Annotated in this window: 24 protein-coding genes; 8 read left to right on the plus strand and 16 right to left on the minus strand. The window is 69.6% G+C overall.

The genetic code is table 11. The features are described 5' to 3' along the window. The first annotated feature begins 39 nt into the window (after nucleotides 1-39). The 3 genes from AB7M35_RS03485 (at nucleotide 40) to AB7M35_RS03495 (ending at nucleotide 1,674) form a co-directional block, all read left to right on the plus strand. On the plus strand, nucleotides 40-780 hold the full coding sequence (locus AB7M35_RS03485) for an arginyltransferase (protein ID WP_453957304.1): 741 nt from the start codon (nucleotides 40-42) through the stop codon (nucleotides 778-780). A 178-nt stretch (nucleotides 781-958) separates the two neighbouring features. After that, nucleotides 959-1,213 carry a hypothetical protein gene (locus AB7M35_RS03490; RefSeq protein WP_453957306.1) on the plus strand — a complete coding sequence of 85 codons (255 nt, stop codon included), beginning with the start codon at nucleotides 959-961 and terminating at the stop codon, nucleotides 1,211-1,213. A 107-nt stretch (nucleotides 1,214-1,320) separates the two neighbouring features. Continuing rightward, nucleotides 1,321-1,674: a cupin domain-containing protein gene (locus AB7M35_RS03495; protein WP_453957308.1), complete on the plus strand. Its 354-nt coding sequence runs from the start codon at nucleotides 1,321-1,323 to the stop codon at nucleotides 1,672-1,674. 48 nt (nucleotides 1,675-1,722) lie between these two features. On the opposite strand, the gene AB7M35_RS03500 is transcribed toward AB7M35_RS03495, so the two are convergent. Continuing rightward, nucleotides 1,723-2,622, minus strand: a complete 900-nt coding sequence (locus AB7M35_RS03500) for a LysR family transcriptional regulator (protein WP_453957310.1) — start codon at nucleotides 2,620-2,622, stop codon at nucleotides 1,723-1,725. Between the two features lie 102 nt (nucleotides 2,623-2,724). On the opposite strand from AB7M35_RS03500, the gene AB7M35_RS03505 reads away from it, so the two are divergent. Beyond that, on the plus strand, nucleotides 2,725-3,408 hold the full coding sequence (locus tag AB7M35_RS03505) for a L,D-transpeptidase (protein ID WP_453957312.1): 684 nt from the start codon (nucleotides 2,725-2,727) through the stop codon (nucleotides 3,406-3,408). A 35-nt stretch (nucleotides 3,409-3,443) separates the two neighbouring features. Here the strand turns inward: AB7M35_RS03505 and AB7M35_RS03510 are convergent, their stop codons facing one another. Both AB7M35_RS03510 and AB7M35_RS03515 read right to left on the minus strand, forming a co-directional pair. After that, nucleotides 3,444-3,758 (minus strand): putative quinol monooxygenase, encoded by a 315-nt coding sequence (locus AB7M35_RS03510; RefSeq protein ID WP_453957314.1) that lies wholly within the window; start codon nucleotides 3,756-3,758, stop codon nucleotides 3,444-3,446. Continuing rightward, complete coding sequence (locus tag AB7M35_RS03515) at nucleotides 3,755-4,585, minus strand: MmyB family transcriptional regulator (RefSeq protein ID WP_453957316.1); 831 nt, start codon at nucleotides 4,583-4,585, stop codon at nucleotides 3,755-3,757. The genes AB7M35_RS03510 and AB7M35_RS03515 overlap by 4 nt, the downstream gene beginning before the upstream one ends. 120 nt (nucleotides 4,586-4,705) lie before the next feature. Here AB7M35_RS03515 and AB7M35_RS03520 point away from each other — a divergent pair, with 120 nt between their 5' ends. Continuing rightward, nucleotides 4,706-5,062, plus strand: a complete 357-nt coding sequence (locus tag AB7M35_RS03520; RefSeq protein WP_453957318.1) for a nuclear transport factor 2 family protein — start codon at nucleotides 4,706-4,708, stop codon at nucleotides 5,060-5,062. An 81-nt stretch (nucleotides 5,063-5,143) separates the two neighbouring features. Here the strand turns inward: AB7M35_RS03520 and AB7M35_RS03525 are convergent, their stop codons facing one another. The 3 genes from AB7M35_RS03525 to AB7M35_RS03535 all read right to left on the minus strand — a co-directional run bounded on the left by AB7M35_RS03525 (nucleotide 5,144) and on the right by AB7M35_RS03535 (nucleotide 8,963). Further along, entirely contained in the window at nucleotides 5,144-7,204 is a 2,061-nt protein-coding gene (locus tag AB7M35_RS03525; RefSeq protein WP_453957320.1) for an outer membrane protein assembly factor BamB family protein, read from the minus strand. 11 nt (nucleotides 7,205-7,215) lie between these two features. Beyond that, on the minus strand, nucleotides 7,216-7,602 hold the full coding sequence (locus AB7M35_RS03530) for a hypothetical protein (protein ID WP_453957322.1): 387 nt from the start codon (nucleotides 7,600-7,602) through the stop codon (nucleotides 7,216-7,218). Between the two features lie 392 nt (nucleotides 7,603-7,994). Further along, nucleotides 7,995-8,963, minus strand: a complete 969-nt coding sequence (locus tag AB7M35_RS03535; protein WP_453960595.1) for a GlxA family transcriptional regulator — start codon at nucleotides 8,961-8,963, stop codon at nucleotides 7,995-7,997. Between the two features lie 85 nt (nucleotides 8,964-9,048). Here AB7M35_RS03535 and AB7M35_RS03540 point away from each other — a divergent pair, with 85 nt between their 5' ends. Beyond that, a complete protein-coding gene (locus tag AB7M35_RS03540; RefSeq protein ID WP_453957324.1) occupies nucleotides 9,049-9,735 on the plus strand; it encodes a DJ-1/PfpI family protein in 687 nt (228 codons plus the stop codon). A gap of 73 nt (nucleotides 9,736-9,808) precedes the next feature. On the opposite strand, the gene AB7M35_RS03545 is transcribed toward AB7M35_RS03540, so the two are convergent. The 3 genes from AB7M35_RS03545 to AB7M35_RS03555 form a co-directional block, all read right to left on the minus strand. Further along, on the minus strand, nucleotides 9,809-10,318 hold the full coding sequence (locus AB7M35_RS03545) for a DUF421 domain-containing protein (protein ID WP_453957326.1): 510 nt from the start codon (nucleotides 10,316-10,318) through the stop codon (nucleotides 9,809-9,811). 207 nt (nucleotides 10,319-10,525) lie between these two features. Further along, on the minus strand, nucleotides 10,526-11,824 hold the full coding sequence (locus tag AB7M35_RS03550; protein ID WP_453957328.1) for an extracellular catalytic domain type 1 short-chain-length polyhydroxyalkanoate depolymerase: 1,299 nt from the start codon (nucleotides 11,822-11,824) through the stop codon (nucleotides 10,526-10,528). A 204-nt stretch (nucleotides 11,825-12,028) separates the two neighbouring features. Continuing rightward, nucleotides 12,029-12,448, minus strand: coding sequence for a CopG family transcriptional regulator (locus AB7M35_RS03555; protein ID WP_453957330.1), 420 nt, complete (start codon nucleotides 12,446-12,448; stop codon nucleotides 12,029-12,031). Nucleotides 12,449-12,745: 297 nt separating this feature from the next. Here AB7M35_RS03555 and AB7M35_RS03560 point away from each other — a divergent pair, with 297 nt between their 5' ends. Together AB7M35_RS03560 and AB7M35_RS03565 are read left to right on the plus strand one after the other, a co-directional pair. Beyond that, nucleotides 12,746-14,341, plus strand: coding sequence for a serine hydrolase (locus AB7M35_RS03560; RefSeq protein WP_453957332.1), 1,596 nt, complete (start codon nucleotides 12,746-12,748; stop codon nucleotides 14,339-14,341). Between the two features lie 81 nt (nucleotides 14,342-14,422). Further along, the gene (locus tag AB7M35_RS03565) at nucleotides 14,423-14,758 is read left to right on the plus strand and encodes a hypothetical protein (RefSeq protein WP_453957334.1); all 336 of its coding nucleotides are present in this window, start codon (nucleotides 14,423-14,425) and stop codon (nucleotides 14,756-14,758) included. Here AB7M35_RS03565 and AB7M35_RS03570 read toward each other — a convergent pair. The 7 genes from AB7M35_RS03570 to AB7M35_RS03600 are packed head-to-tail and all read right to left on the minus strand — an operon-like array spanning nucleotide 14,751 to nucleotide 22,554. Beyond that, nucleotides 14,751-15,551: a hypothetical protein gene (locus AB7M35_RS03570; RefSeq protein WP_453957336.1), complete on the minus strand. Its 801-nt coding sequence runs from the start codon at nucleotides 15,549-15,551 to the stop codon at nucleotides 14,751-14,753. The two genes, AB7M35_RS03565 and AB7M35_RS03570, sit on opposite strands and share 8 nt — an antisense overlap. Beyond that, on the minus strand, nucleotides 15,548-16,210 hold the full coding sequence (locus tag AB7M35_RS03575; protein ID WP_453957338.1) for a CatB-related O-acetyltransferase: 663 nt from the start codon (nucleotides 16,208-16,210) through the stop codon (nucleotides 15,548-15,550). Before AB7M35_RS03575 ends, AB7M35_RS03570 begins: the two co-directional genes overlap by 4 nt. Continuing rightward, the gene (locus tag AB7M35_RS03580; protein ID WP_453957340.1) at nucleotides 16,207-16,980 is read right to left on the minus strand and encodes a phytanoyl-CoA dioxygenase family protein; all 774 of its coding nucleotides are present in this window, start codon (nucleotides 16,978-16,980) and stop codon (nucleotides 16,207-16,209) included. The genes AB7M35_RS03575 and AB7M35_RS03580 overlap by 4 nt, the downstream gene beginning before the upstream one ends. Then, nucleotides 16,973-17,641, minus strand: coding sequence for a hypothetical protein (locus AB7M35_RS03585; RefSeq protein ID WP_453957342.1), 669 nt, complete (start codon nucleotides 17,639-17,641; stop codon nucleotides 16,973-16,975). Before AB7M35_RS03585 ends, AB7M35_RS03580 begins: the two co-directional genes overlap by 8 nt. Beyond that, nucleotides 17,622-20,597 carry a type 2 lanthipeptide synthetase LanM gene (lanM, locus tag AB7M35_RS03590; RefSeq protein WP_453957344.1) on the minus strand — a complete coding sequence of 992 codons (2,976 nt, stop codon included), beginning with the start codon at nucleotides 20,595-20,597 and terminating at the stop codon, nucleotides 17,622-17,624. The genes AB7M35_RS03585 and lanM overlap by 20 nt, the downstream gene beginning before the upstream one ends. Next, a complete protein-coding gene (locus AB7M35_RS03595) occupies nucleotides 20,584-22,317 on the minus strand; it encodes an ABC transporter ATP-binding protein (protein ID WP_453957346.1) in 1,734 nt (577 codons plus the stop codon). Before AB7M35_RS03595 ends, lanM begins: the two co-directional genes overlap by 14 nt. A gap of 51 nt (nucleotides 22,318-22,368) precedes the next feature. Next, complete coding sequence (locus AB7M35_RS03600) at nucleotides 22,369-22,554, minus strand: hypothetical protein (protein ID WP_453957348.1); 186 nt, start codon at nucleotides 22,552-22,554, stop codon at nucleotides 22,369-22,371. Nucleotides 22,555-22,903: the final 349 nt, after the last annotated feature.

The raw sequence follows: 22,903 nt of genomic DNA on the forward strand, positions 1-22,903 counted from the left end.
TCCGCCGCCAGCGGAGAACAAGGACCGGACTGAAACGCAATGACGCGGCAATACAGCGACAATCCGCAGTTCTACCTGACCGCGGCCGCGCCCTGCCCCTATCTGGAGGGGCGCCTCGAACGGAAGGTGTTCACCCACCTGGTCGGGGATCGCGCGTCGGCGCTGAACGACATCCTGACCCAGGGCGGCTTCCGCCGGTCGCAGAACATCGCCTATCGGCCGGCCTGCGAGGGCTGCAAGTCGTGCGTCTCGGTGCGCGTCTGCGTCGACGGCTTCGACTGGACGCGCTCGTTCCGGCGGATCCTGGCGGCCTCGCGCGACCTCGTCGCCGAGGAGATCCCGTCGGCGCCGTCGTCGGAGCAGTACGCGCTGTTCCGCGACTACCTCGATTCGCGCCACGCGACCGGCGGCATGGCGGAGATGTCGGTGCTCGACTACGCCATGATGGTGGAGGACACCCATGTCGAGACGACGCTGGTGGAATACCGCAAGCCCGGCCCCGACACCGCCATCACCGGCCGCGGCGGGCCGCTGGTGGCGACCGCGCTCACCGACGTCCTCTCCGACGGCCTGTCGATGGTCTATTCCTTCTACGACCCGGCCGAGACCCGCCGCAGCCTCGGCACCTACATGATCCTCGACCATGTGCGGCGCGCCCGCGAGCGCGGCCTGCCCTACGTCTATCTCGGCTACTGGGTCGAAGGCTCGCCGAAGATGGACTACAAGGTCCGCTTCCAGCCCCAGGAACACCTGGGTCCTCAGGGGTGGCAGCGCGTCTAGACGCATCCTATCTTGTTGGAGCCTCGACGCCCGCGTCGTGGACCCGCCGGAGCGCGCCGCCGAGTGATCGGTGCGCGGCCGCCGGCCGGACCGACAGATTTCCATCGAGCGACGTTCCGACCGGGCATGTCCCGCCGGATGCGGAGCAAAGCGACTTTGCCCGCGGAGGCCGACGACCATGATCTACGTACTCGCCTTCTTCCTGCCGCCGCTCGCCCTCCTCCTGGAAGGCAAGGTGTTCTCGGCGCTGTTCAACCTGATCCTCATCGTGCTGGTCATCGTGCTGTCGCTGCTGACCCTGTTCACGTTCGCCTTCCTGCTGCTGATCCCGTCGCTGCACGCCATCATCGTGATCGCCCAGGCGCGCCGGAAGCGCGAGCACGAGGAGTTGGTCGAGGCCGCGCGCTCCGGCAAGCTCCGGATCGACCGCTAGGCCGGACCGTCCCCGGCCGGGCCAGGGATCAGGGGGCAGGATCGTTCAAGACCGGGCGGCGCGGCCCTGCGAGGGTCGACCGACAGCCCCACCCTGGAGGACCCGACATGCCCGAAGCCGTCCGTCTCGCCGACAAGCTCGCCACCTTCTCCGAGCACTGGAAGCCGCGCATCGTCGCCTCGTTCAACGGCCACGACGTGATGGTGGTGAAGCTCAAGGGCGCCTTCGTCTGGCACTCCCATCCCGACACCGACGACTTCTTTCACGTCCTGAAGGGCCACCTGCGCATCGAGCTTCGTGACGGGTCGGTCGAGCTCGGCCCCGGCGACCTCTACGTGGTGCCGAAGGGGGTGGAGCACCGCCCAGTGGCCGAGGAGGAGGTCGAGCTCATGCTCATCGAGCCGGCCGGCACGCCCAACACCGGCGACCCGGCGACCGCAGTCGAGAAGATCCGCATCTGACCCCTTTGCTCCGGCGGCCCCGCCGGGCGCGGCTGCCGCGGCCGAGCGTCAGGCGATTCCCTCGACGGCCTGCAGGTTCGGCACCAGGTGGTCGATAAAGGCGCGCACCACCGGCCGCATGTAGCGTGACGACGGATAGGCGAGGAACAGGTCGGCCGGCTCCACCTCGTAGTCCGGCAGGATCCGCACCAGCGCACCGCTCTTCAGTTCGGCCTCGACCAGGATGGACTGGACCGGCCCGGGGCCCCGCCCGGCCACTAGGCTGTTCACCAGCACGTCGGCGTTGTTGGTCCTGAGGCTCGGGCAGACCGGAAGGTCCACGCTTGTCCCCTCGCCGGTGATCTGCAGCACGTCTCCGGATTTCAGGATCGACGTCGTCGCCACCAGCGGACGGGTCGCCAGGTCGGCCAGGGTCCGGATCGCGCCCTCCCGGGCGAGATAGTCGGGCGCCGCGACCAGGATGCGCCGCACCACCCCGATCCGCCGCACGATGGTGTCCTGGCCCGCCGGGCGGCCATAGCGCAGGGCCAGGTCGAAGTTCTCGAAGACCAGGTCGACCTCGCGGTTGTCGAGCACGAGATCGACGCTCACCTTCGGGTGATCGTGTTGAAATGCCAACACACTCCGGTGAAATTGCCGCGCCCCGACACACGATGGCGCAAAGAGGCGCAATGTGCCCTCGATTTCGCCCATTTCTCTGCGCACGCCTTCCAGCGCCGCATCGAGTTGCGCCAGCGCATCCCGGCCGGCCTCGTACAGCGCCAGTCCGGACGCTGTCGGCCGGACCGAACGCGAGGTGCGCTCGAGAAGGCGCGCGTTCACGTACGTCTCGAGCTTCCGTACATGTTTTGTTACCGCTGGTTGCGATATGGCGAGATCACTGGCGGCAGCCGTCAGGGAACCACGCTCCACCGTGCGCACGAACGCGCGAAGGGTCTTCAGATCCATCCATGCCATCCGGTTATGAGTTCCATGCGGTCATAACCATAGCCTAATTCCGTTCACCTGGGCATGATCCCCGTCGTGCCCCACTCGAATATTGGATGAATGATGTCGCTCAGCAGACGATCTGTTCTCGTCGGTCTCGCTCTCGCCGTCGGTGGCTGCGTCACGCAGCGCCAGCCGGCCATGACGGCCACAAACGCCTATGTGCCCGATCCCTACTACGTCGCGATGTACGGGCCGGTGACGACGGAGCCGTGGCCGATCCCCGGGGTCGACATCTCCAAGGTCGACCCGCGCCTGCTGCGCCAGGAGGTCGACTACCCGACCTACGAGCGCCCCGGCACCATCGTCGTCGATCCGGGCATGCGCTTCCTCTACCTCGTCCGCGAGGGCGGCAAGGCGATGCGTTACGGCGTCGGCGTCGGCAAGACCGAGGCGTTCAACTTCCAGGGCGAGGCCTATATCGGCCGCAAGGCCGAATGGCCGCGCTGGACGCCCACCAAGGACATGATCGCCCGCGAGCCCGAGCGCTACGGCCCCGTTTCCGAGGGCATGGACGGCGGCCCGGACAACCCGCTGGGCCCCCGCGCCCTCTACCTCTACCGGGACGGCCAGGACACCCTCTACCGCCTGCACGGCACCACCCAGCCGAGCACCATCGGCACCAAGGTCTCGTCGGGCTGCGTGCGCCTGTTCAACCAGGACATCATCGACCTGTTCGGCCGCGTGCCCGTCGGCACCAAGGTCATCGTGCTGCCGTCGGCCCCGGAAGCCGCCAGCGCGGTCTGATCGAAGCGACCCGGCGGCCGGCATCCCGGCCGCCGCTACGCCCCCGGCCGGCGGTCCGACCGGGTGCGCGTCCAGACCGACACCTCGCGCGGACGCTCCAGCAGCTCCGGCAGCGCCGCGTGCCACGCCTCCCGGTAGTCCCGGCCGAGCTGCACGCTGACCACGTCGTCGTGGTCCTCCCAGGTTTCCACCAGAAGCACGTCGCACGGGTCCTCGGGATTGTCGTGCAGCATCGCGTCGACGAACGTCGCCTCGTGGCGCATGGCGTCGAGCACGCCGCCGAGCAGGTGCGCGAACCGCTCGCGCTCTGCCGGCCGCACGGTGAAGCGGATCGCATAGGTCACGCTCATCGCCGCCCCTCCGCGCCCTGCTGCAGCGCCCGCCGCGTCGCCTCGTCGGCCGGGAACAGACACTCCAGCGCGATCTCCTCCAGCGTCACGTCCGTCGGCGTGCCGAACACCGTCGTCGTCGACAGGAACGACAGCAGGCCGCCGTCGGGTCCGCGCAGCCGCAGCGGCACGGCGATGGCCGACGACGCGGCGACCGGGCCCGTGGCGGCCCGCGACGGATAGGCCGACAGCTCGGCGAGCAGGTCCGTCAGCACCGGATCGGCCGTCTCGTCGACCTGCCGGCCCAGCCGGTGCAGCAGGTGGGCCCGCCATTCCCCAAGGTTTTCGATCCGCGGCGCCAGCCCGGCCGGGTGCAGGCTCAGCCGCAGCACGTTGGCTGGCGCCCTGAGCAGGTCCGGATCGACGCCGACGAGGAGCGGCGTCACCGCGCGGTTCGCCGCGACCAGCGTCCAGCGCCGGTCGATCGCCAGCGCCGGATACGGCTCGTGCGCCTGCAGGATGCGCTCCACCGCCTCGCGGGCCGGCGTCATGTCGGGGGCGTCGAGCGGCCGCTCCGGATGGACGGGCGCGAACCCGGCCGCCACCAGCAGCGCGTTGCGGCCGCGCAGCGGCAGCGCCAGCTCCTCCGCCAGCCGCAGCAGCACCTGCCGGCTCGGTGCCGCCCGCCCCGTCTCCACGAAGGACAGGTGCCGCGTCGAGATCTCCGCCCCGAGCGCCAGGTCGAGCTGGCTCAGGCGCCGGCGGCGGCGCCAGGCGCGCAGCATGTCGCCGGCCGTGGTCGGGGCTTCGCTGGGGGTGACGGTGTGGGCTTCGGTGTCCGGTCTCATGGCGCCGATCATGGCCGACGCCGGTCGGGGTGGCCATGACCTCCGAGGTAATGGAAGCCGCGCGCCGGTCGCGCCACGGTGCGCCCTGCCGGACCTGCCGGCGAACCGATGGAGAGCCCCATGCACGATCCCAACGCCATTGCCGACGCCTACCTCGCCACCTGGAACGAGGCCGACGGAAGCCGCCGCCACGCGCTCATCCGCGATCGCTGGGCGGAGGATGCCGACTACATCGACCCGATGATGAAGGGCTGCGGCCACGACGGCATCGCCACGATGATCACCGGCGCGCGGGAGCGCTTCCCCGGCCACAGCTTCCGCCTCCAGGGCACGCCGGACGGTCACGGCGACGTCGTCCGCTTCTCGTGGACGCTGGTCGGCCCGGACGCCAGCCCGGTCGTCGGTGGGACCGACATCGTCCGCCTCGATGCCGACGGCCGGATCGCCTCCGTGACCGGCTTCCTCGACGCGGCCTGAAACGGCGAAGCCCCGCGTCCGGCGGCCGGACGCGGGGCTCCTTGAGCCTTCCCGATCAGGTGGAAGGGACGCGCGGCCCGCCTACTTCGGCAGGGCGAACGTCACCACCTGGTCGCTGACGTTCGGCGACAGGATCGTGTTGCCGCCGACGGCGAAGGTCACGTACTGGCGGCCCTTGTAGGTGTAGACCGCCGGCAGCGAGACGGCGGGCGCGTCGACGAGCGCGCTCCACAGCTCGTCGCCCGTCTTCAGGTCGAGGGCGCGGACGCGCGAGTCCATCGAGGCGCCGATGAACACCACGCCCGTCTCGGTGATCACCGGACCGCCGATGGTGACCGACCCCCAGGAGTCCGGCATGTAGAAGCCGTAGCGCTGGACCTTTCCGAACGGCCGGCGCCACAGGCGCTCGCCGGTCTTCAGGTCGTAGGCCTGGATGGTCCCGTAGGGCGGGTTCCAGCACGGCATGCCGGCCCAGTTGACGAAGGTCTCCAGCTTGAAGCCGTAGGGCACCTCGCCCTGCTTGTAGAAGCCGGCAACCTCGCCCTGCTGCTCCTTCTCCTTGAAATCGTCGCGCGGGATCAGCGTGTAGATCTGCACCACGCTGTTGGCGTTGACGATGTAGATGCCGGTGCGCGGATCGACGGCGCCGCCGCCCCACTGGGCGCCGCCCGTCGTCGGCGGATAGGCGATGGTGCCTTCCAGGCTGGGCGGCGTGAAGCGGCCCTCCCAGCGGTATTTTTTGGCGCGCGCCGAGCACTCGCCGAAGCTCACCGCGTCGGCGAGCCAGAACACGCCCGGCCAGTCCTCGTCCACCACCGGCGCCGGCTTGTCGACGAACGGCTGGGTGGGCGCGGCCTGCTCGCCCTCGATATCGGACGCCGGGACCGGCCGCTCCTCGATCGGATAGATCGGCTCGCCCGTCTCCCGGTTGAGGACGTAGATGAAGCCCTGCTTGGAGGTCTGGACCAGCGCCGGAATGGTCGCGCCGTCCTTCTCGATGTCGACCAGCGTCGGCGGGGCGACCGTGTCGTAGTCCCAGATGTCGTGATGGATGAGCTGGCGGCTCCACACCACCTTGCCGGTCTCGGTGTCGAGCGCCGTCACCGAGGTGGCCAGCGGCAGCTCCTCCAGCCGGTCGCCGCCGTAGTAGTTGGGGCTCGGCGACGACACCGGGAGGTACAGCAGCCCGCGCTCCGGATCGATGGACATGGACGCCCACACGTTGGACGTGCCGGTGCGGGAGATCACCTCGTTGGGCAGCGCGTGGAACATCCACTTCAGCGCGCCGGTGCGCGCGTCGAGCGCGAACACGGTGCCGGGAGGCGCCGCGCTGTCGCTCCAGTCCTTGCCGGCCCAGCCCAGGAACAGCGTGTCGTGATAGACGGTCGGCGGCTGCAGCAGCGACAGCGGCCAGCTGGCGTTGACCGTGTTCCACTGGTTCACGTCGACGACGCCGTCCTTGCCGAAGGCGGCGCAGGGCTCGCCCGTGTCGGCGTCGACGCCGTGCAGCTTGGCGTCCATCGTGCCGATGTAGACGATCTTCTGGCAGGCCTCGCCGTCCTTCGGCTCGTCTTCCTGCCAGTAGGCGACGCCGCGGTTCTTCATCGCCGGCTGGGTCAGCGCCTCGAGAACCGCATGGGAATCGTAGGTCCACTTCTCCCGGCCGGTATCGGGCTCCAGCGCCACGATCCGGTAGAAGGGGGTACCCAGGTAAAGCGTGTCGTTGACGAACAGCGGCGTCGCCGACCAGACGCTCGTCGGCACGTCGCCGGAGCCGTCCGACACGTCGCCGGTGTGGTATTCCCAGAGCTTCTCCAGCTTGCCGACGTTGTCCGGCGTGATCTCGCTGGCGGGGGAATATTTCTGCGCCTTCAGGTCGCCGTTGAAGGTCGCCCAGGTGTCAGGCGTCTCCATCCAGGCGTCGGGGCCGGACTTCTTCGGCGCGGAGGCTGCCGCGGGACCCGTCTCGACGGTCGCCCCCTGCCCGGCCGGCATCGTGGTCGTACCGGTGTCGGAGGGGGCCGCATCGGGCGCGGCGGACGGCTGGGCGGCGGGGTCGCTCTGCTGGGCGTGGGCGGGCAACCCGGCCAGCGACAGGGCGAGTGCGGTCGAGAGCGCCAGAGACGCGAACTTGGAGGTCATGGCTCAGGCTCCTATCGGACGGCGCGGTAGACGTACCGCTCGCGGGCGGGATCGAACACGAGGTAGATCAGCCAGGCGATGCCCGCGACCACGATGGCCCCGAAGAGCACGTAGGCCTCCAGGAGCCACGCCGCGAAGCCGGTCCCGAGAATGTCCAGAAGGACGAGGATAGCGAACACCACCGCCGCGGCGCGCGGCAGGCTGGTGCTCCAGATCAGCGCGACCGCGCCGACCACCAGCAGCGCGCTGGTGATGACCACCAGGTAGGAGCCCGCCGTGAAGGCGATGCCGTTGCCCTTGTTGAAGGCGTTGATCACCGAGACGGTCAGCGCGACGAGGGCTGCGAGACACAGCAGCCAGGCCCCGTTGGCACCGGCTTTTTCGCTCGAAATGGACATGGAGTTCGTCTCCCCGACGGTGATTGATTCGTTCGGCCGACCCGTGGCCGGCGGTCGTCACGGACGCCGCGCGAGCCGGCCCGCACCCCGGAGGCGGGGCACGACGGACGCGCCTGCGGCAGGCGGTCGTGTCGGCCGGCCATGCGCCAGCCTAACAGCACCGCCCGATACATTCTCGCAGTATCGGACCGGCCATCCCGGCAGTGGGGAACCCCGACCCGTTTCGTCAACGCGCGGGAGCGCGCTTCGATCCACGGCATCGGGTCCGGTCCCGGGCAGGCATCCGTCCCTGCCCTCCAAGACCTAACTCCCGTCGTCCGTCCCCATCAACCACGCGCGGCCGTTCTTCCGACCAGCGCGGCAATTGGCCCGAACGTTCCAGCCGGGCTGCCTCAGCCTGCGAGCTCGGTCGACTGGAAGCGCTCGCGATAGGCCTGAGGGCTGACGCCGTGGCGGCGCTGAAAGGCCCGCCGCATGGTCTCCTCGGCGCCGAAGCCGCAGCGCGCCGCCACCCGGGCGACGTTGCCGCCCTGCTCCAGGTGCTGGCGGGCGCTTTCCAGCCGCAGCTCCTCGATGGCCCGCGCCGGCGTCCGCCCGGTCGCCCTGTGATAGTGGCGGGTGAAGCTGCGGATGCTCATGCCAGCATGGTCGGCCAGGTCGGCGAGCGTCAGCCGGCGGTCGAGGTTGTCCAGGATCCAGGCGTGCAGGTCGTCGAAGCGGCGGTCGCTGCCCTGCAGGGCCATCACCGCGCTGAACTGCGACTGCCCGCCGGGCCGCTTCAGAAAGACGACGAGCTGGCGCGCGATCGCCAGCGCCGGCTCGCGGCCCAGATCCGCCTCCACCAGCGCCAGCGCCAGGTCGATGCCCGCCGTCACCCCGGCCGAGGTCCATACGTCGCCGTCGCGCACGAAGATCGGATCGGGCTCCACCCGCACCTTGGGAAAGCGCCGCCCGAACTCCTCGCACCGCTGCCAGTGGGTCGCGGCGCGGCGCCCGTCCAGCAGCCCCGCCGTCGCCAGCAGGTAGGCGCCGCTGCACACCGACGCCACCCGCCGCGCCGTGGCGGCCCGCGCGCGGATCCAGGCGAGCAGCCGCTCGTCCTCGCAGGCCCGCTCGACGCCCCATCCGCCGGCCACGATCATCGTATCGACCGGCGTGCCGGCCTCCGGCAGCGGCGCCGCCCCGAGGCTCAGCCCGGACGAGGTCACCACCGGCCCGTCGACGCCCACCGTCACGGGCTCGTACGGTCGCGCCCGGCCCTCGATCCGCGCCAGGTCGTTGGCGGTGGCGAACACCTGCAGGGGCCCGGCGACGTCGAGGAGCTGGCAGTTGTCGAAGGCGAGGACGTCGATGCGGCGGATCATTTTGGCCTGAACCGAGGGATGATTGTCTCTCCGGCCATTCATGGGCCTGCTAGCGTGAGGGTGTCAATCAGGAGATGCTTCCATGTCCGCCACCGCCCCATCCCGCCCGCTTCAGATCGGTCTTCTCGTCTTCCCCAAGGTCCAGCAGCTCGACCTCACCGCCCCCTACGAGGTGTTCGCCTCGGCTCCGGGGACGCAGGTGCACTTGGTCTGGAAGGATCTCGCGCCGCTCACCTCGGCGACCGGCCTGACGCTCGCCCCGACCGTCACCTTCGCCGACTGCCCCGCCCTCGACGTGATCTGCGTGCCCGGCGGCGGCGGCATCAACCCGCTCCTGACCGATGCCGAGGTGCTGGACTTCATCCGCCGGCAGGCGGCGGGGGCGCGGCTGGTCACGTCCGTCTGCACCGGATCGCTGGTGCTGGGCGCCGCCGGCCTTCTGAAGGGCAGGCGCGCCACCACCCACTGGAACGCCCACGACATGCTGTCGCGCTTCGGCGCCATCCCGGTGGACGACCGGGTCGTCCGCGACGGCAACTTGATCACCGCCGGCGGCGTCACCTCCGGCATCGATTTCGGGCTGACCGTGCTGGCGGAACTGTTCGGAGAGGTGGAGGCGCAGACGGTGCAGCTTGCGATGGAATACGCGCCGGCGCCGCCGTTCGCCTCCGGGACCCCGCATGAGGCCCCGGCCGAGGTCCTCGCCCTTGCCCGCAAGCGGCTGGCGCCCATGCGGGCCGAGCGCGAGGCGATCGTCGCCAGTCTCTGACGGTCGATCGCCTGACCCTATCAGCCGCCGCGACCGGACCACGGGCTCGCGGCGGCGGGCGGGACGCGCCGCCTCAGCGCACGTCCTCGAGCAGCACCCCGTCCAGCCCGTCCCCGTGCAGGACGCTGATGTCGCCGGTGGTCTCCAGCACCACGGCCCGCACCCGGTCCAGCTCCAGCGCGTTCGCCTCCCTGAGCTTGGCGTAGACGTCCGAGCGCCTCACCCGGCTGGTGGCAAGCGCCGCCTCGATGAACACCCCGTCGCGCATCAAGAGCAGCGGGGCGTTCTCCATCGTCTGGCTGGCCTCCTCCGACGAGCGCCGGACCAGCGCCAGGGCCACCTGGACCCCCATCAGCGCGGCGATGGCGACCAGGGTCTGCAGGAACCCGTCCCACGCGGTCGCCGTCGCCGCATTGGCGAGCAGCGAGCCGGTGGCGATGGTGATGACGAAGTCGAAGGCGGTCATCTTCGAGAACGACCGCAGCCCGACGCATCGGACCATCACGATGATGAATATGAGGGCGACGGATCCGAGCACGAGACCGCGAACGACCGCGTCGGCGTAGAGGGGCAGTCCGAACATGGCGGCGATTCCGATTCAGGGTCGTGGACCGCCGCCCTCGTCGAATTGACGCGCGGCGTCCGGTTGGGGACCGGGGACAACCGCACCGCGACCCAAGCGTTCCCCTCGCCCGCCGCGCGCGCTGGCGCCAACCGCTGCGCGCGCGCAAAAACGCGCACATACGCGCAAAAACGCGCAGCTCCGGACGGACGCCGGAGCTGCGCGTTTTCAGGCCTGCGCGCGCTCCGCCAGGAAGAAGCGCATCATCTCGCGCGACGCGTCCGGGCCCTTCGGATCGGTGAACGAGCCCGCCGCGGAGCCGCCGGCCCAGGCGTGGCCGGCCCCCTCGACGATCCAGTGCTCAAGCACCGGCACGCCGCCCGCGCCGGTGGCGACGCTCCGCCTGTAGGCCCGCCCGCCCGGCGAGCGGCCGTGGGAGGTGCTGGGCTCGCCGGCCTCGCGGACGGCCGCCGCGATCATCTCGCCGTTGCTCGGATGGACCGTGGAATCGGCGCTGCCGTGGAACACGATGGTGCGGGTCGGGTCGCGGAAATTGCCGGTTTCCGTGGGCGAGCGGCCGCGATCGGCCGCCTGGCCGCGCATCGCCGCGAAGGCGCTGATCACGTCGTTCGCGGCCCGGTACGGCAGGCCGGAATGGGCGCCAACGGCGGCGAAGAGGTCCGGATAGGTCTGCCCCATCACGACGGCCATCGCCGCCCCCGCCGACAGCCCCGCCACGAACACCTGGTCGCGGCCGAGGCCGAATTCGTCCATCAGCTCGCGGGTGATGCCGGCGATGATCGCCGGCTCGCCGGCGTTGCGGGCCTGGTGGCCGGGCTGGAACCAGTTCCAGCAGCTCGACGCGTTGGCCGACCCCGGCTGGCCGGGATAGGCGACCAGCACGCCCTCGGCCTCGGCGACCGCGTTCATGCCGGTGCCGACGGCGAAATCGTCCGGATCCTGCTGGCAGCCGTGCAGCATGACGATCAGCGCCCGCGGGCGCTCCGCCGCCGACGCCGGCCGGTAGAGCTTGTACTGGCGCGCGCCGGCCGGGCAGGAAAACGACCGGGCGGCGAACTGCGCTCCCTCCGACACCGGCACCTCGGCACGGCTCGCGCCGCCGCGCCGGCCGGGCACGTTGGGGAGCGGGTGCGGACCGGACTTGCGGGCCCGGCTGAGGAGACGGACCACGTCGCCGAGCGGCATGCGAGCCCGCTCCGACGCCTCCCCCTGAGGCGCCGTCCGCCGGTCGGGCTCCGTCGCGGCCTTCGGGGAAGACTGCGGCGCGTCGGCCGGCGCGCTGGCGACGCCAGGCGCCTCGGATGCGGACCGCGGGGCGTTGGCCTTGAGGTCGAGTGTGCGGCCGGCGAAGCCGTCGGCCGTCTCCGGCGCGGGCGTCGCCGCTCCGCCCCCGGCGGGCGCGCGCCCGGTCAGCGCCTCCTGCAGGATGCGCGTCGCGGCGCTCGGGTCGCCGGCCCGGGTGGCCTGGGTGGCCCAGCGCATGGCCGTGGCAAAATCGGGTTTCATGAACCGTGTCCTTGTTGGGTGCGGGCCGCCGCGCTGGAGGGCCGCGCATGCGGGCCTCAGCCCGCCGAACGTCGAAAACCTAGGCGATCCGGCTGTCGCGAAGCAGGATGCGGGGGGAGAACCGGTCTCCCCTTTTCCTCATCCCGCTCCTTGCTGGCGCGGGATGCGGGCGGAAAGCCGACCTGCCCTTTTCCTCATCCCGCGCTAGCTGATCCGGTCGGCGAGCGCCTTCTTCACCTCGGGGCTCGCCTGAAGCGCGCCCAGCACGGTGATCGATCCGATCGCGGCGCGGGCAAGCTCGGGCGAGACGTCCGGGGCGATGCGGGCGAGCCCGACCACCTTGATGTGCAGTTTGTGGCCCGCGTCCCGGGCCGTTTCGAGATCGGCGGCGCGATAGTCGCTGAGGCCGAGCTGCAGACTGTGGCGCTCGATGGAGCGGGTGACGACGTCGCCGTGTTCGGCAAGCTGGCTGCGGATGGCGGTGCGGATGAAGTCGGCGCGGTTGGAGTAAAACCCCTCCTGCACCAGCAGATCGATCCGTCCCAGGTCCACATGGCCGAGGTTGACGGTGATCTTCTCCGTCTCCCCGCCCTTGTCGCGCACCAGCCCCGCCCGTTCCGTCATCACCGCCTCCATCCCGTTGGATGGTATATGGATGGCCTGCGGCTGGTGCACAAGGAGCAAACGCCGCGGAGGCGCCCTCGTTACCCCCGCAAGCCAGTCGGCGGAGCGAACGGCGCCGGGTGGTAAACGCCGCGCGGGCCGAAAGGTGCCGTAGCCCCGGCTTCCCTGCCCGGCGCGACCAGCCCCGCGGGGCGCGTACCCGCCCAACCGCACAGGGACAATGGGCTGGACCGCATTTTGGGGTTGTGTCACCGTCTCGGCGGTTCAGGGCTGCGACATCGAAGGGGTTCGGGGTCCATGCGCGCATCTTCCTCCCGGTGGCCTGCCGCCGGCGCGTTCGCCGGCGTGACGCGTGGCCTCGTCGGCCTGTCGTTGGCGCTGCTCGCGGCGGCCACCCAGGCCGTCGCCGACAGCCCCGAACCGAAAGCCCCGCTGCTCGAGCTGATCCCCCGGCTGGAAACCTATATCGCCCAGGGCATGGCCGCGTTCGACATCCCCGGCCTGTCGGTGGGCATCGTCGCCGGCGACACGCTCGTCTACGCGAAGGGCTTCGGCGCGCGCCGCAAGGGCGGCGAACCGGTCGATCCGGGCACCGTCTTCCAGATCGGCTCGACCTCGAAGGCCTTCCTCGCCACGACGCTGGCGATCGCCGTCGACCGGGGCAGCTTCCGCTGGGACGACCGGATCGTCGACCTCGATCCGGAGTTCCGGCTGATGGATCCGTGGGTGAGCCGGGAATTCCGCGTCTACGACATCGTCGCGCAGCGCTCCGGCCTGCCCCCTTACGTCAACGACATCTACGCCTTCCTGGGCTTCGACCGCGACGCCATGATCCGCTCGCTGCGGTTCGTGGAGCCGCGCACGAGCTTCCGCTCGACGTTCACCTACACCAACGTCACCCACCTGGAGGCCGGGCGCCTGGTGGCCGAGGCGGCCCGCGTGCCAGGCTGGGAAGACGCGCTCCGCGCCGATATCTTCGAACCGCTCGGAATGGCCGCCTCCTCGGCCAACGCCGCCGCCATCGAGGCGGCGCCCAACCACGCGGTCGGCCATCGCTGGACGCCGGACGGCACCGTCGAGGTGCCGTTCACGGACCTCTTCCCCTACAACGTCGATGGCGCCGGCGCGATCAACTCAACGGTCGAGGACATGGCGCAGTGGCTGCGGCTGCAGCTCGGCGACGGCACCGTCGAGGGACGCCAGATCGTCTCGGCGCAGAACCTCGCGGCGACCCGCACGGCGCGCATCGGCATCAACGAGGAGAACGCCTACGCGATGGGCTGGGCCCTCCAGCAGACGGCGAACGGCGAGATCGTCTGGCACAACGGCGGCACGCTGTCGTTCGGCGCCTTCGTGGGCTTCCTGCCGTCGAAGGACATCGGCATCGTCGTCCTCACCAACGCCGCCAACGTCGGCTTTCCGGATGCGGTGGGCCTGTGGATGCTCGACCGGGTCCTCGGCAATCCGGAGACCGACTACGCCGCCGACAAGCTGAAGGCCGCGACGGCGGCGGCGGAGGCGTCGGCCGCGCACTGGGACGCGCCGGCGGCTTCGCTACCGTCCGACGAACTCGCCCGCCAGACGGGCGCCTACCGGAGCGACGCCATGGGCCGGGTCACCGTCAGCCCCGAGGGAGACGGCCTCGCGATGGCGTTCTCCTCCGGGGCCGTCATCCGTCTGGCGCCGTGGAAGGACGGCGTCTTCACCGCCACCCTCTCCCCCGTCGGCGCCTTCGAGACGCTCGCCAGGGCGCTCGGCCCGGACCCGCTCGCGGTCGCCCAGTTCCAGATCGACCCGAGCGGCGCACCCAACCGCCTCAGCCTGATGCTCGAAGACGGCCAGACCTACGTCTTCACCCGCGAGGAAACGACGGAGCCGAAGGACGCGGAATAGGTAAAGGCGCTCGCCAAGTGTGGCGGCGGGTACTCTGAACGACGGCAGAGACCGGGAAGCCAATGCCCCCAGTCGACACAAATGCCCTGCGGACAGCCCCTCAACAAGGTCGACCTGGTCGAGCCGGACCATGTCGCTGTGATCCACGACTGGATCGGCGCCTACCTGCAGCGCATCCGCATCGTCGAGGCCCGCCAAGGCGACGTGCCGCTGGAAATCCTGCTTGCCGTCGGCCGCTTCGACCCCGTCTCGGTGATGGCTGCCTGGCAGGCTAACGGAGATCGTCCTCGGCCCTCATCCCGGCCCAGACGGCGGCATTGGGTGGCAACTCGCAAAAGTGTCCGAAGCTCGCTTTCGCATCGATTTCAAATGGAGATTCTAGCCACCATCCGCACGTCGCAGTTCGCGCCTATCTGAGTTCGGGCGGTAGCCCGAAGATCGCTTCAGTCGCCGGAAGGGTAAGGTTCAAGCCCTTTACGAGGCACCAGCGGCGCGCATCGGATCCGGAAGCGGCTTCGATAAAGGCGCCATGATGCGACCACGGCGTGTTCATGAAGGCCGTCACGCGTCCGGGCCGGAACCCGATCGTCCGGTAGCGATTGCCGTCGACTTTCACCAGATCCTGAGGGCCGGTGCGGGCCAGGACGGCGAGTTCGTCTTCCGGGGACAGATCCCGTGGAACCTCGTAGAGGCGGGTGCCCCAGTCCTCCCGCCAGCCGTCCTCCGGCGCCAGATAGACGACGATGCTGATCAGCCGGTTCGGCCAGTCCAGATGGATCGGGAGTTCGTTCGACTGTTCGCGGATGTTGAGGGCGCCGGCCATCGCCCAGTCGGCGAGATCGACCCGCCCGAGCTGGCGCTCGGCGTCGTCACCGAACAGCCGACCGAACAGAGCTTCGAGGGCCGGGCGAAACTTCGAATAGATGGCGTCGCCCACCCGCGGGGTGAACACGCGCTCTTCCAGCTCGGCAAAATAGGCGCGCCGAGGCGGGTCGAGCTTGTCGAGATCCTCGGCGTCCCGCCAGGTCTGGAACGTCAGGAGACCACCGCCGACATCTTCAAATTGCGCTTCCTCGGGAAGGTGCGCGTACAGCCCCTCGAGGTCTTCCGCGGTGAACAGCCCGTCGATCACGAGATGCGGGCACGGCGTCTCGTCGACGGCGCATTCGGCAATGAGATCGAGGAAGTGCTGTTCGGACGGGAGGCTCACGGGCGTCGTTCCCAATGGCGATTGCAGAGTTCGAGAACCGCGGCGATGTCGCCGGCAGGCAGGGTGCTCACGACGGACTGCGGGAGTTCCCACCAGCGGCTGGCCAGAAGGCGTTCGCGGGTCGCCTCGTCGAACCGGTAGCGGAGGACGCGGGCCGGGACTCCGGCCATGATCGCATAGGGAGGAACCACGCCGGTCACGACCGCGCCGGCCGCCACGCAGGCGCCGTGACCGATGTGGCATCCGTCCAGAACGATCGCATTCGCGCCGATCCACACGTCGCAGCCGATGACGGTCGGGCTCGTCCCGGCGACCATTTCGGCCTCGGTGAGGTCGTCGCGCGCCTCCGCATCGATGTCCAGCAGGCCGGTCGTCAGCCGGTCGAGCGAATGGGAGACCGCGCCGATGAGCGCCAGCGCGTTGATCGAGCAATGCCGTCCGACGATCACGTTGTTCGGCATCTGCGTTCGGCAGTGGTAGTAGGAATTGCGCCCCATCAGGAAGTTGTAGGCGGTGAACGCCTCGCCCACCCGACAGCTGCGTTCGAGGAACTGGAAGCGTGAGACGTCGCCGCCGAAGTCGGTGATGTCGACCGCGTCAGGCGCGAGCCAGTCGGTGTAGCCGGCAAGGACGTGCAGCTGCCGTTCGGCGGGACTCATGGGCGGTCGCCTTCGCGGACGTGGGGCCAGAGCGCAGCAACATCGACAGCGGCGTAGGGGATGCCTTCCAGCTGCTGCCAGGCGAGATCTGAATGCGCATGACCGAAGGCGACGCGGCGCGAGCGCCCCTCGGCAAGCAGGCCCCGTCGATGGGTGATCGAAGTGTCGAACACCAGGACCGTTCCGGCCGGGCCATCGATGTCCTCGAACGGCAGGTCGGCGCCCGCGCACACCGGACGTTCGCTGTACTCCAGCCCGTCGCGCCATTCGGCGAGGCGGATGCGGTGATTGTCGTGATGCGTGCCGCGCTTGACGGCCAGTGCTCCACTTTCGACGTCGACGTCGCTGACGTAGAGCATCAGCCGCAGGCACAGCGTCGGATCCCAGTGGGCGTGATGATTGCCCGCGCCATCCACATCCCGCTTCGGGCTGTCGACCGCGAGCGACACGAACTCGACCCGCTGCGGCGCCGGCTGGCCGAAATAGGCCGCCGCAAGGTCGGCGAACCAGTCGGGCGCGAGCGCGCCGACGAGATGGCGCAGGCCGGCGGTTGCGAGATCGGCGGTGGTCGCGGCGAAGATGCGTTCCCCATCCATCTCGTGCGGCGGCTTGATGGCCGCGAGTGCACCCGAGGTCGCGCGCCGGTGTTCGTCCAGCAGCGCCTCCACGGCACCGCCATGGAGGGCCGGAAGGACGACGACGCCGTCCCGTCGAAGGCTGGCGAGAAGCGAGCCGAGGTCCGGCACCGCCGCGTCCGACGGGTCACGCATTTCGTTCGTCCATGTCTCTGTCCGCCGTCTCCCGCGCGAAATCGTACAACCGATACTCGGCGGGGAAGCGCTCCCGCAAGCGCGCGCCATACTCATCCGCATCGGTGACGGCCTCGCTGCGGGGGGCTGCGTTGGCCCGCGCGACAGCTGGACCGGCAACGCCGAGGCGATCGGCGAGGATCGGGAGGCTCTCCGGCAGCCGCTCGACGGTGCTGATCCAGACGAGCGCCGGCGCGAGGCGGGCGAGGAAGTCGGGGTCGCGGAAGTCGACGGGAAGACCGAGATAGGGGAACAGGCAGGGCCAGGTCAGGACATCCGCGAGCCAGTCGCGAAGCGTGGCGGCTGGCCGGTCGCCCTGGGCGACCTGAAAGAAGTAGCTGGAGACCATCATCTCCAGCGGGTCGCGCAGAACCGTGATCAGTTGACGGGCATCGGGATAATAGTTGCGGACGCCGATTGGCCAGGCATGGTGATAGAAATGGCCATGCACGCACCAGCCGGCTTCGCCGGGCGCGCGGCCGGGCGGCACTTCGTCCGGATAGTGCAGATGCAGCCGGCCGCCGAATGCGGCGCGGAGCCACTCCGCGAGCGACGTCCCCGCGCACTTCGGCACATGGACCGAGACCAGAATGTGACCGGGATCATAAGGGCGCATCCGCATCCTCCAGCAGGAGCACGGACGGAAGCGCCGTCCGATGATCAAGACGCAGGAGCGAGTATCCGATCCCCGCCAGTCCGTCGAAAAGTCCCGGGTTCGGAATGCCTCCCCCGGGGACCCGGTAGCCTCCCTCCCGAGCCGCTCGGTCGCAAATCGCGAAGGCGGCCTCCCTTGCACGGCGTTCGTCGCCGACCGTCAGCCACATTTCGATCCGGGCCGCCATCCCGCTGGAGAGCGTGTCCCAGTCAGAGGCGGTGTCTGTGGCGATGGCATCGAACATTGCGGAGAGGGACGGCGCCGGATCGTCCGTCCTTTGCGCCATGATCACGATCCCTTCCCGGCCGTGGGCCCAGCCGACCGTATCGATCGACGGCGGCGGGACATCCGAGGACCGCTCAAAGCGCCCGCCGAGACGATGGAGGGCGTGGCGAACGCCGGCGATGCCGTGACCGGCGCCCGCCTGCGTCATCTCGCAGCCGGCGAGCCGGCTCAAAACGGCGTCCGCCCATCCTCCCGGCAGAAGGTCGCGAAACGGAAGCAACGCTATAGCCTCGCCGGCAAGGCCGTCGATCCAGTCGGGTCGACCGTTGGAGCGCAGGCCGCCGGTTGCCGCCCTGGCCCATGCCCTCCCCGCCGTCTCGATGGCCTCATCGGCGAGCAGGCGGCCGGCCTGGTGGAGGGCATAGGCAATGGAGGGCGGGCCGACGCATCCGCCATGGAGCCCGCCGGTCCGACCCATCGGCGCGATCGGCCCTGCGCAGAGCGGACGCAGCGCGCCCAGGGCGGCAGCCCGATAGCGGGAGTCGGAGCGGACGAAGGCCAGTGCTGCGAGAAAGAGACCGATACCAGCCCGCCCGTCGTAGAGGTCGGGTGTCGTGGCGGCCACCCGCGCTTCGCTTCCGCCCGGCGACAGGCGCGTCGCGAACCAGGACAGGACGTCCCGCCCGTCTCCGTCCCGGGTGCGCCTGGCCGCCGCCAGAAGCAGATCGGCGATCCGAGACGCCTCCGCGACAGCGTCCTTCTGGGAGAGGAGGCTGGACCCGGCGGGGTTCGGCTGCGGCCAGGGACGAGAGCCCCGGAAGGACGCCCGGATCAGCGAGCACTGGATTTCGATCGCCTCCCGGTCGAGGGATGCGATGGTATCGCTGATCCGATCGACGCCGGATCGGGCGTAGAGCCGCGTTTCGTCACCGCTGTCATTGCGCCAGACCGTCTCCTCGGCCGGGACGGAGAAATAGGGAATGTCGCCCCGGAGAAGATCGGCCTTCTCCTTGAGAAAGAGCGGCCAAAGCTCCTGCGTTGCGTCGCTGGCGACAAGCGTGGCGGCCAGGCTCTCGACCTCGATTTCCGCGTCGATCGTCATGAGGCTGTGCTGCGGCAGGCGCAGCCGTCGAAGCAGGCTCGCATAGGCGTTCGTGTCGCGCACGATGACGCGGATCTGCCGTCGCGCGAAGGCCTGCTTCAGCACTGAAGCGAGCTCGTCCGGCTCCGGAAACCGGAACCTCTCGCATGCGGCCTCGAATGCCGATGCGATGGTCTCCGCGTAGCGGCCGGGATCGTGCGGAGGGAGACTGTATCCAGTGTCCGCATCGAGCGCCGCATCGCATTCCGCCACGGCCATCGCGTCGGTGTTGACGTTGACGAAGCGGCGGGCCCGCACCCTGGTCGGGCCGATCGCTCCCCGGGCGAACCCGTTCGTCTGCACAGGCGTCCCGTCCGCGTAGGCGAACCGGCGGTGCAGGAGCCCCGTCCGGAGCACGGTCTCCTGCTCGGCGGACGACAGAATGTCCTCGGGGCGCGACGAAAACAGCCGCGGCACGGGCGAGGCGAAGGTCTCGGCATCGACGATGACCGGTCCGTCCGGACCCGGCACGACGTTCTCGTCGTGCAGATCCGTCGCGCCCAGGATCCAGGCGATCGCGAGGGTCCGCCCTGCCGATGCGTAGTAGTCGGCAAACTCCGCCGGTCCGGGCGGCACGGCGAGCGACCAGCCGTAGCCGCCGCGGTCGACCATCGGCGGAAGGATCGCCGGGCCGTCCCGGCCGAAGGTGGCGACGAGCTCGCCGACCGCCGTCTCGATGCCGAGGGCGCGCGGCTTGTAGTACAGGCTGCGGCCCCCGGGGAGATCGAGCCGGTGAACCTGCGCACCACCGTTGTGCCGGTCGGACCGGCCGAACGCGACGCCCTCGACGCGGAGGTCGTCGGGGTCCCAGCCGAAGGCGCGCCCGATCGCCTGCCTGTCGGAAGCGAACCGGAGAAGGAGATCCCTCTGGTTCCTGCGCCATTGAGCGAGCGCTTCGACCGCCGCCTGTGTCGCCGCAGCGTACTTGACCAGAAAGCTGTGCGCCTGGCTCTCTCGCAGGAGGTCGAGAAAGGCACGGTACCCGGTCCGCGACGTCGGTTGACGGTCGGTCTGATAGAGCAGGCGGAACCGGGAGAACTCGTGCTCGAGGCAGTCCGCCAGAAGGGCCGAGAGCTCCCCGACCAGGCCGCGCGCAAGCGCGTTCCCGGACGCCGGGCAGAGAAGCCTCGCCGCGTCGGGACATTCGGCCCAGAGGCGCCGCCGTTCCCTCTCCGCAAGCCCGGAGAACAGATCCTCGAACGGCACCGGATCGGCATCGTCGTGAAGGTGGTCGGACGGGGCAATGGAAAGGTGCCCAGCGAGGTCCCATGCCTCTGCGATCCAGGGCGATGGGGCGCCTCTGTCGTCACTTTGGGCGCGGGGGGCCAGGCGGTGTCGAAGCTCGCCGATCGAGAGGTCGTAGCATGACAGGCGCAGCCGGCGATCGAAGCCGTGCGCATCGAAGCGGGTCAGGTGCGCGCGCCAGCGATCGAGACGGCGGTCGGCAACCGCCAGCGCATCGGCGTCCGGGATACGGGACGGCGCTTCCGCTGTCAGTCGGTTGTCGAGCGTTTCCGTGCGGCTCGCGATCAGCCCGGCGAATTCATCCCGCTGCATGGGCGCCTGCTATCTCGCGACGGCGAGCGGCCCAGAGCGCGCTGTACCCCCCGCCAAGCCGGACCAGTTCGTCATGTGTCCCCGCTTCCCGGACCGAGCCGCCTTCCATGTAGAGAATCCGGTCCGCGCCGCTGACGGTTTCGAGGCGGTGCGTGATCACCACGAAGGTCGCATCCGGAAGGGTGGCGTGGAGATTGGCGAAGACGTCGCGCTCGGTAATGGAATCGAGTTGCGACGTCGCCTCGTCGAGGATCATCAGCGGCCGTGGTGCGAGCAGCGCGCGCGCCAGACAGACACGCTGGCGCTCGCCGCCCGACAGGTTGACGCCGGCCTCGCCCGCCTGCCGGTCGAGGCCGGCGGACTGCGTCTGCAGGGCATCGCGAAGGCGCGCGAGGTGAGCCGCTTCGCTTGCCTCCGCATCGCTGGCAGCGAGCCTGCCATAGCGGATGTTGTAGAGCACGCTTTCGTTCAGGAGGGCCGGAGTCTGGGACACATACAGGGAACTGGCACGGAGCGCGGCCTGCCCGACCCGCTCGCCATCCCAGGCGATGCGCCCCGACGCCGGCTCGGCGAGGCCGGCGAGCAGCCGCACCAATGTCGACTTGCCGGCCCCGGACGGCCCGACCACCGCGGTGATCGTACCGGCGGCAAGGACGAGACTCACGCCATCGACCAGCCTGACGCCCGTTGCCGTGGTCGCCGTCAGGCCGTCGGCCGTGACCGCCCGGGTCAGCGCCTGGATTGGAACGGCTTCCGCCCTTTCTGGGGCCCCTGCTTCGCCGAGAACCCGCTCGAGTTCGCGCAGATCCGCCAGCGACTGCATGAAGGCGGTATAGAGCAGGCCGACCGACTGAAGCGGCATGAAGGCGTTGAGAACGAGCATGTTCACCATCACCAGCGTGCCGGCGGTGACGGGTTCGTCGCCCGACAGCCTCATCGTGGCCAGGAGGATCAGGACGATACCGGCCTGCAGGATCAGGCCGGGCCAGGTCCGCATCGTCGCCTGCTGGCGCTTCTGCCGCGACCAGGCGAGGTCGAGCGTGTCCTGGGCGAGCCCCAGCCGGCGCGCCTCCTCGGGCGCGTTTCCGTACGCCGCAACCAGGTCGCGGTTGAACAGGCTGTCGCCGACGATCGCGTTGACCCGTCCATCGGCATCCAGGCGGTCCCGGTAAAGCACCTTTTGCCGGCTGACCGCGTAAAGGGTCGTGGCGCCGTAGGCGCCCGCCATGACGGTAAGGATGGCCGCCACTTGCCAGTCCACCGCCACAGCGAGGATGCCGATGGCGATCACGACCTGGAGAAGCGTGGGAACGATATCGAAGAGACCGACCGAAAAGACCGACTCGATGCTCCAGGCGGCGCGACCGATCAGCCGGGTCAGCGTCGGCGATGCGTGCGCGGCGTGGAAGTCCGGGCGCTTGGCATGAAGGCCGACCAGCGCGCTGGAGACCAGTACCCGCTGTGCCCGCTGGATGATGGGAAGAAAGACGAGGTCACGGATCTGTTCGGACGCGACGGCGAAGAATCCGGCCGCGCCGTAACCGATCAGAAGGGCAACCACCAGCGCGCCCGCCCCGTCGGACACGTACGCATTGATCAGGGCACCGAAGATCAGTGGCAGTGCGGAGTAGAGGCACTTTTCAAGAACGATCAGCGCCAGCGCCGTTGCGACGCTGACACGCGCCAGCTTGAGCGTTGCAAGAACCCAGGGTGGCACCATTCACGTCCCAAGGAGGTTCCGGCGCGCAGCGCGCGGGCCGGAACCGGGACCTCAGCCCTTGGTGATCGACCGCGACTGATGAATGCACGTGCCCTGGCCGGGGGCGCTGGCAGTGGGCATGAAGACCGTGTCGATCATCTTCTCGTCGACGGACGGCTCGACCTGCGTGTCGATCGAGCAGGTGTCAGCAATCTCGTCCTGCACCTGATTTTTGATGTCCACTGTGAAGCTATGCATTCGATCGCATCCCTCGTTTTTCAATGCTCATGCTGCGCGTGCGGTCATCCTTCGTCCGCAACATCACGGATGATATCCGCGCCTATTTGTGATCGCTATCGAAAAATCTGGCCTTAGTCTGTTGGCCGGCCAGGTAGAGCCGGACGAAAAACCAGGCCATCCGTCCGGCCCCCGCCTCGCCGACGAGCCTGACCGAGCCAGCATTCGGGATGCTTCTTTTCGATGCCGTCCTGACCGAGCGGAAATAACGAAAAGGCGGAACGACCGCTACAGGCGATCGATTCATCAATTGCCGTCAGGACGCTTTCGGCCACTTGTGCCAACTCACGCTGAGCCGAGGGCGGAGCGA

The organism is Amorphus suaedae (assembly GCF_053629675.1).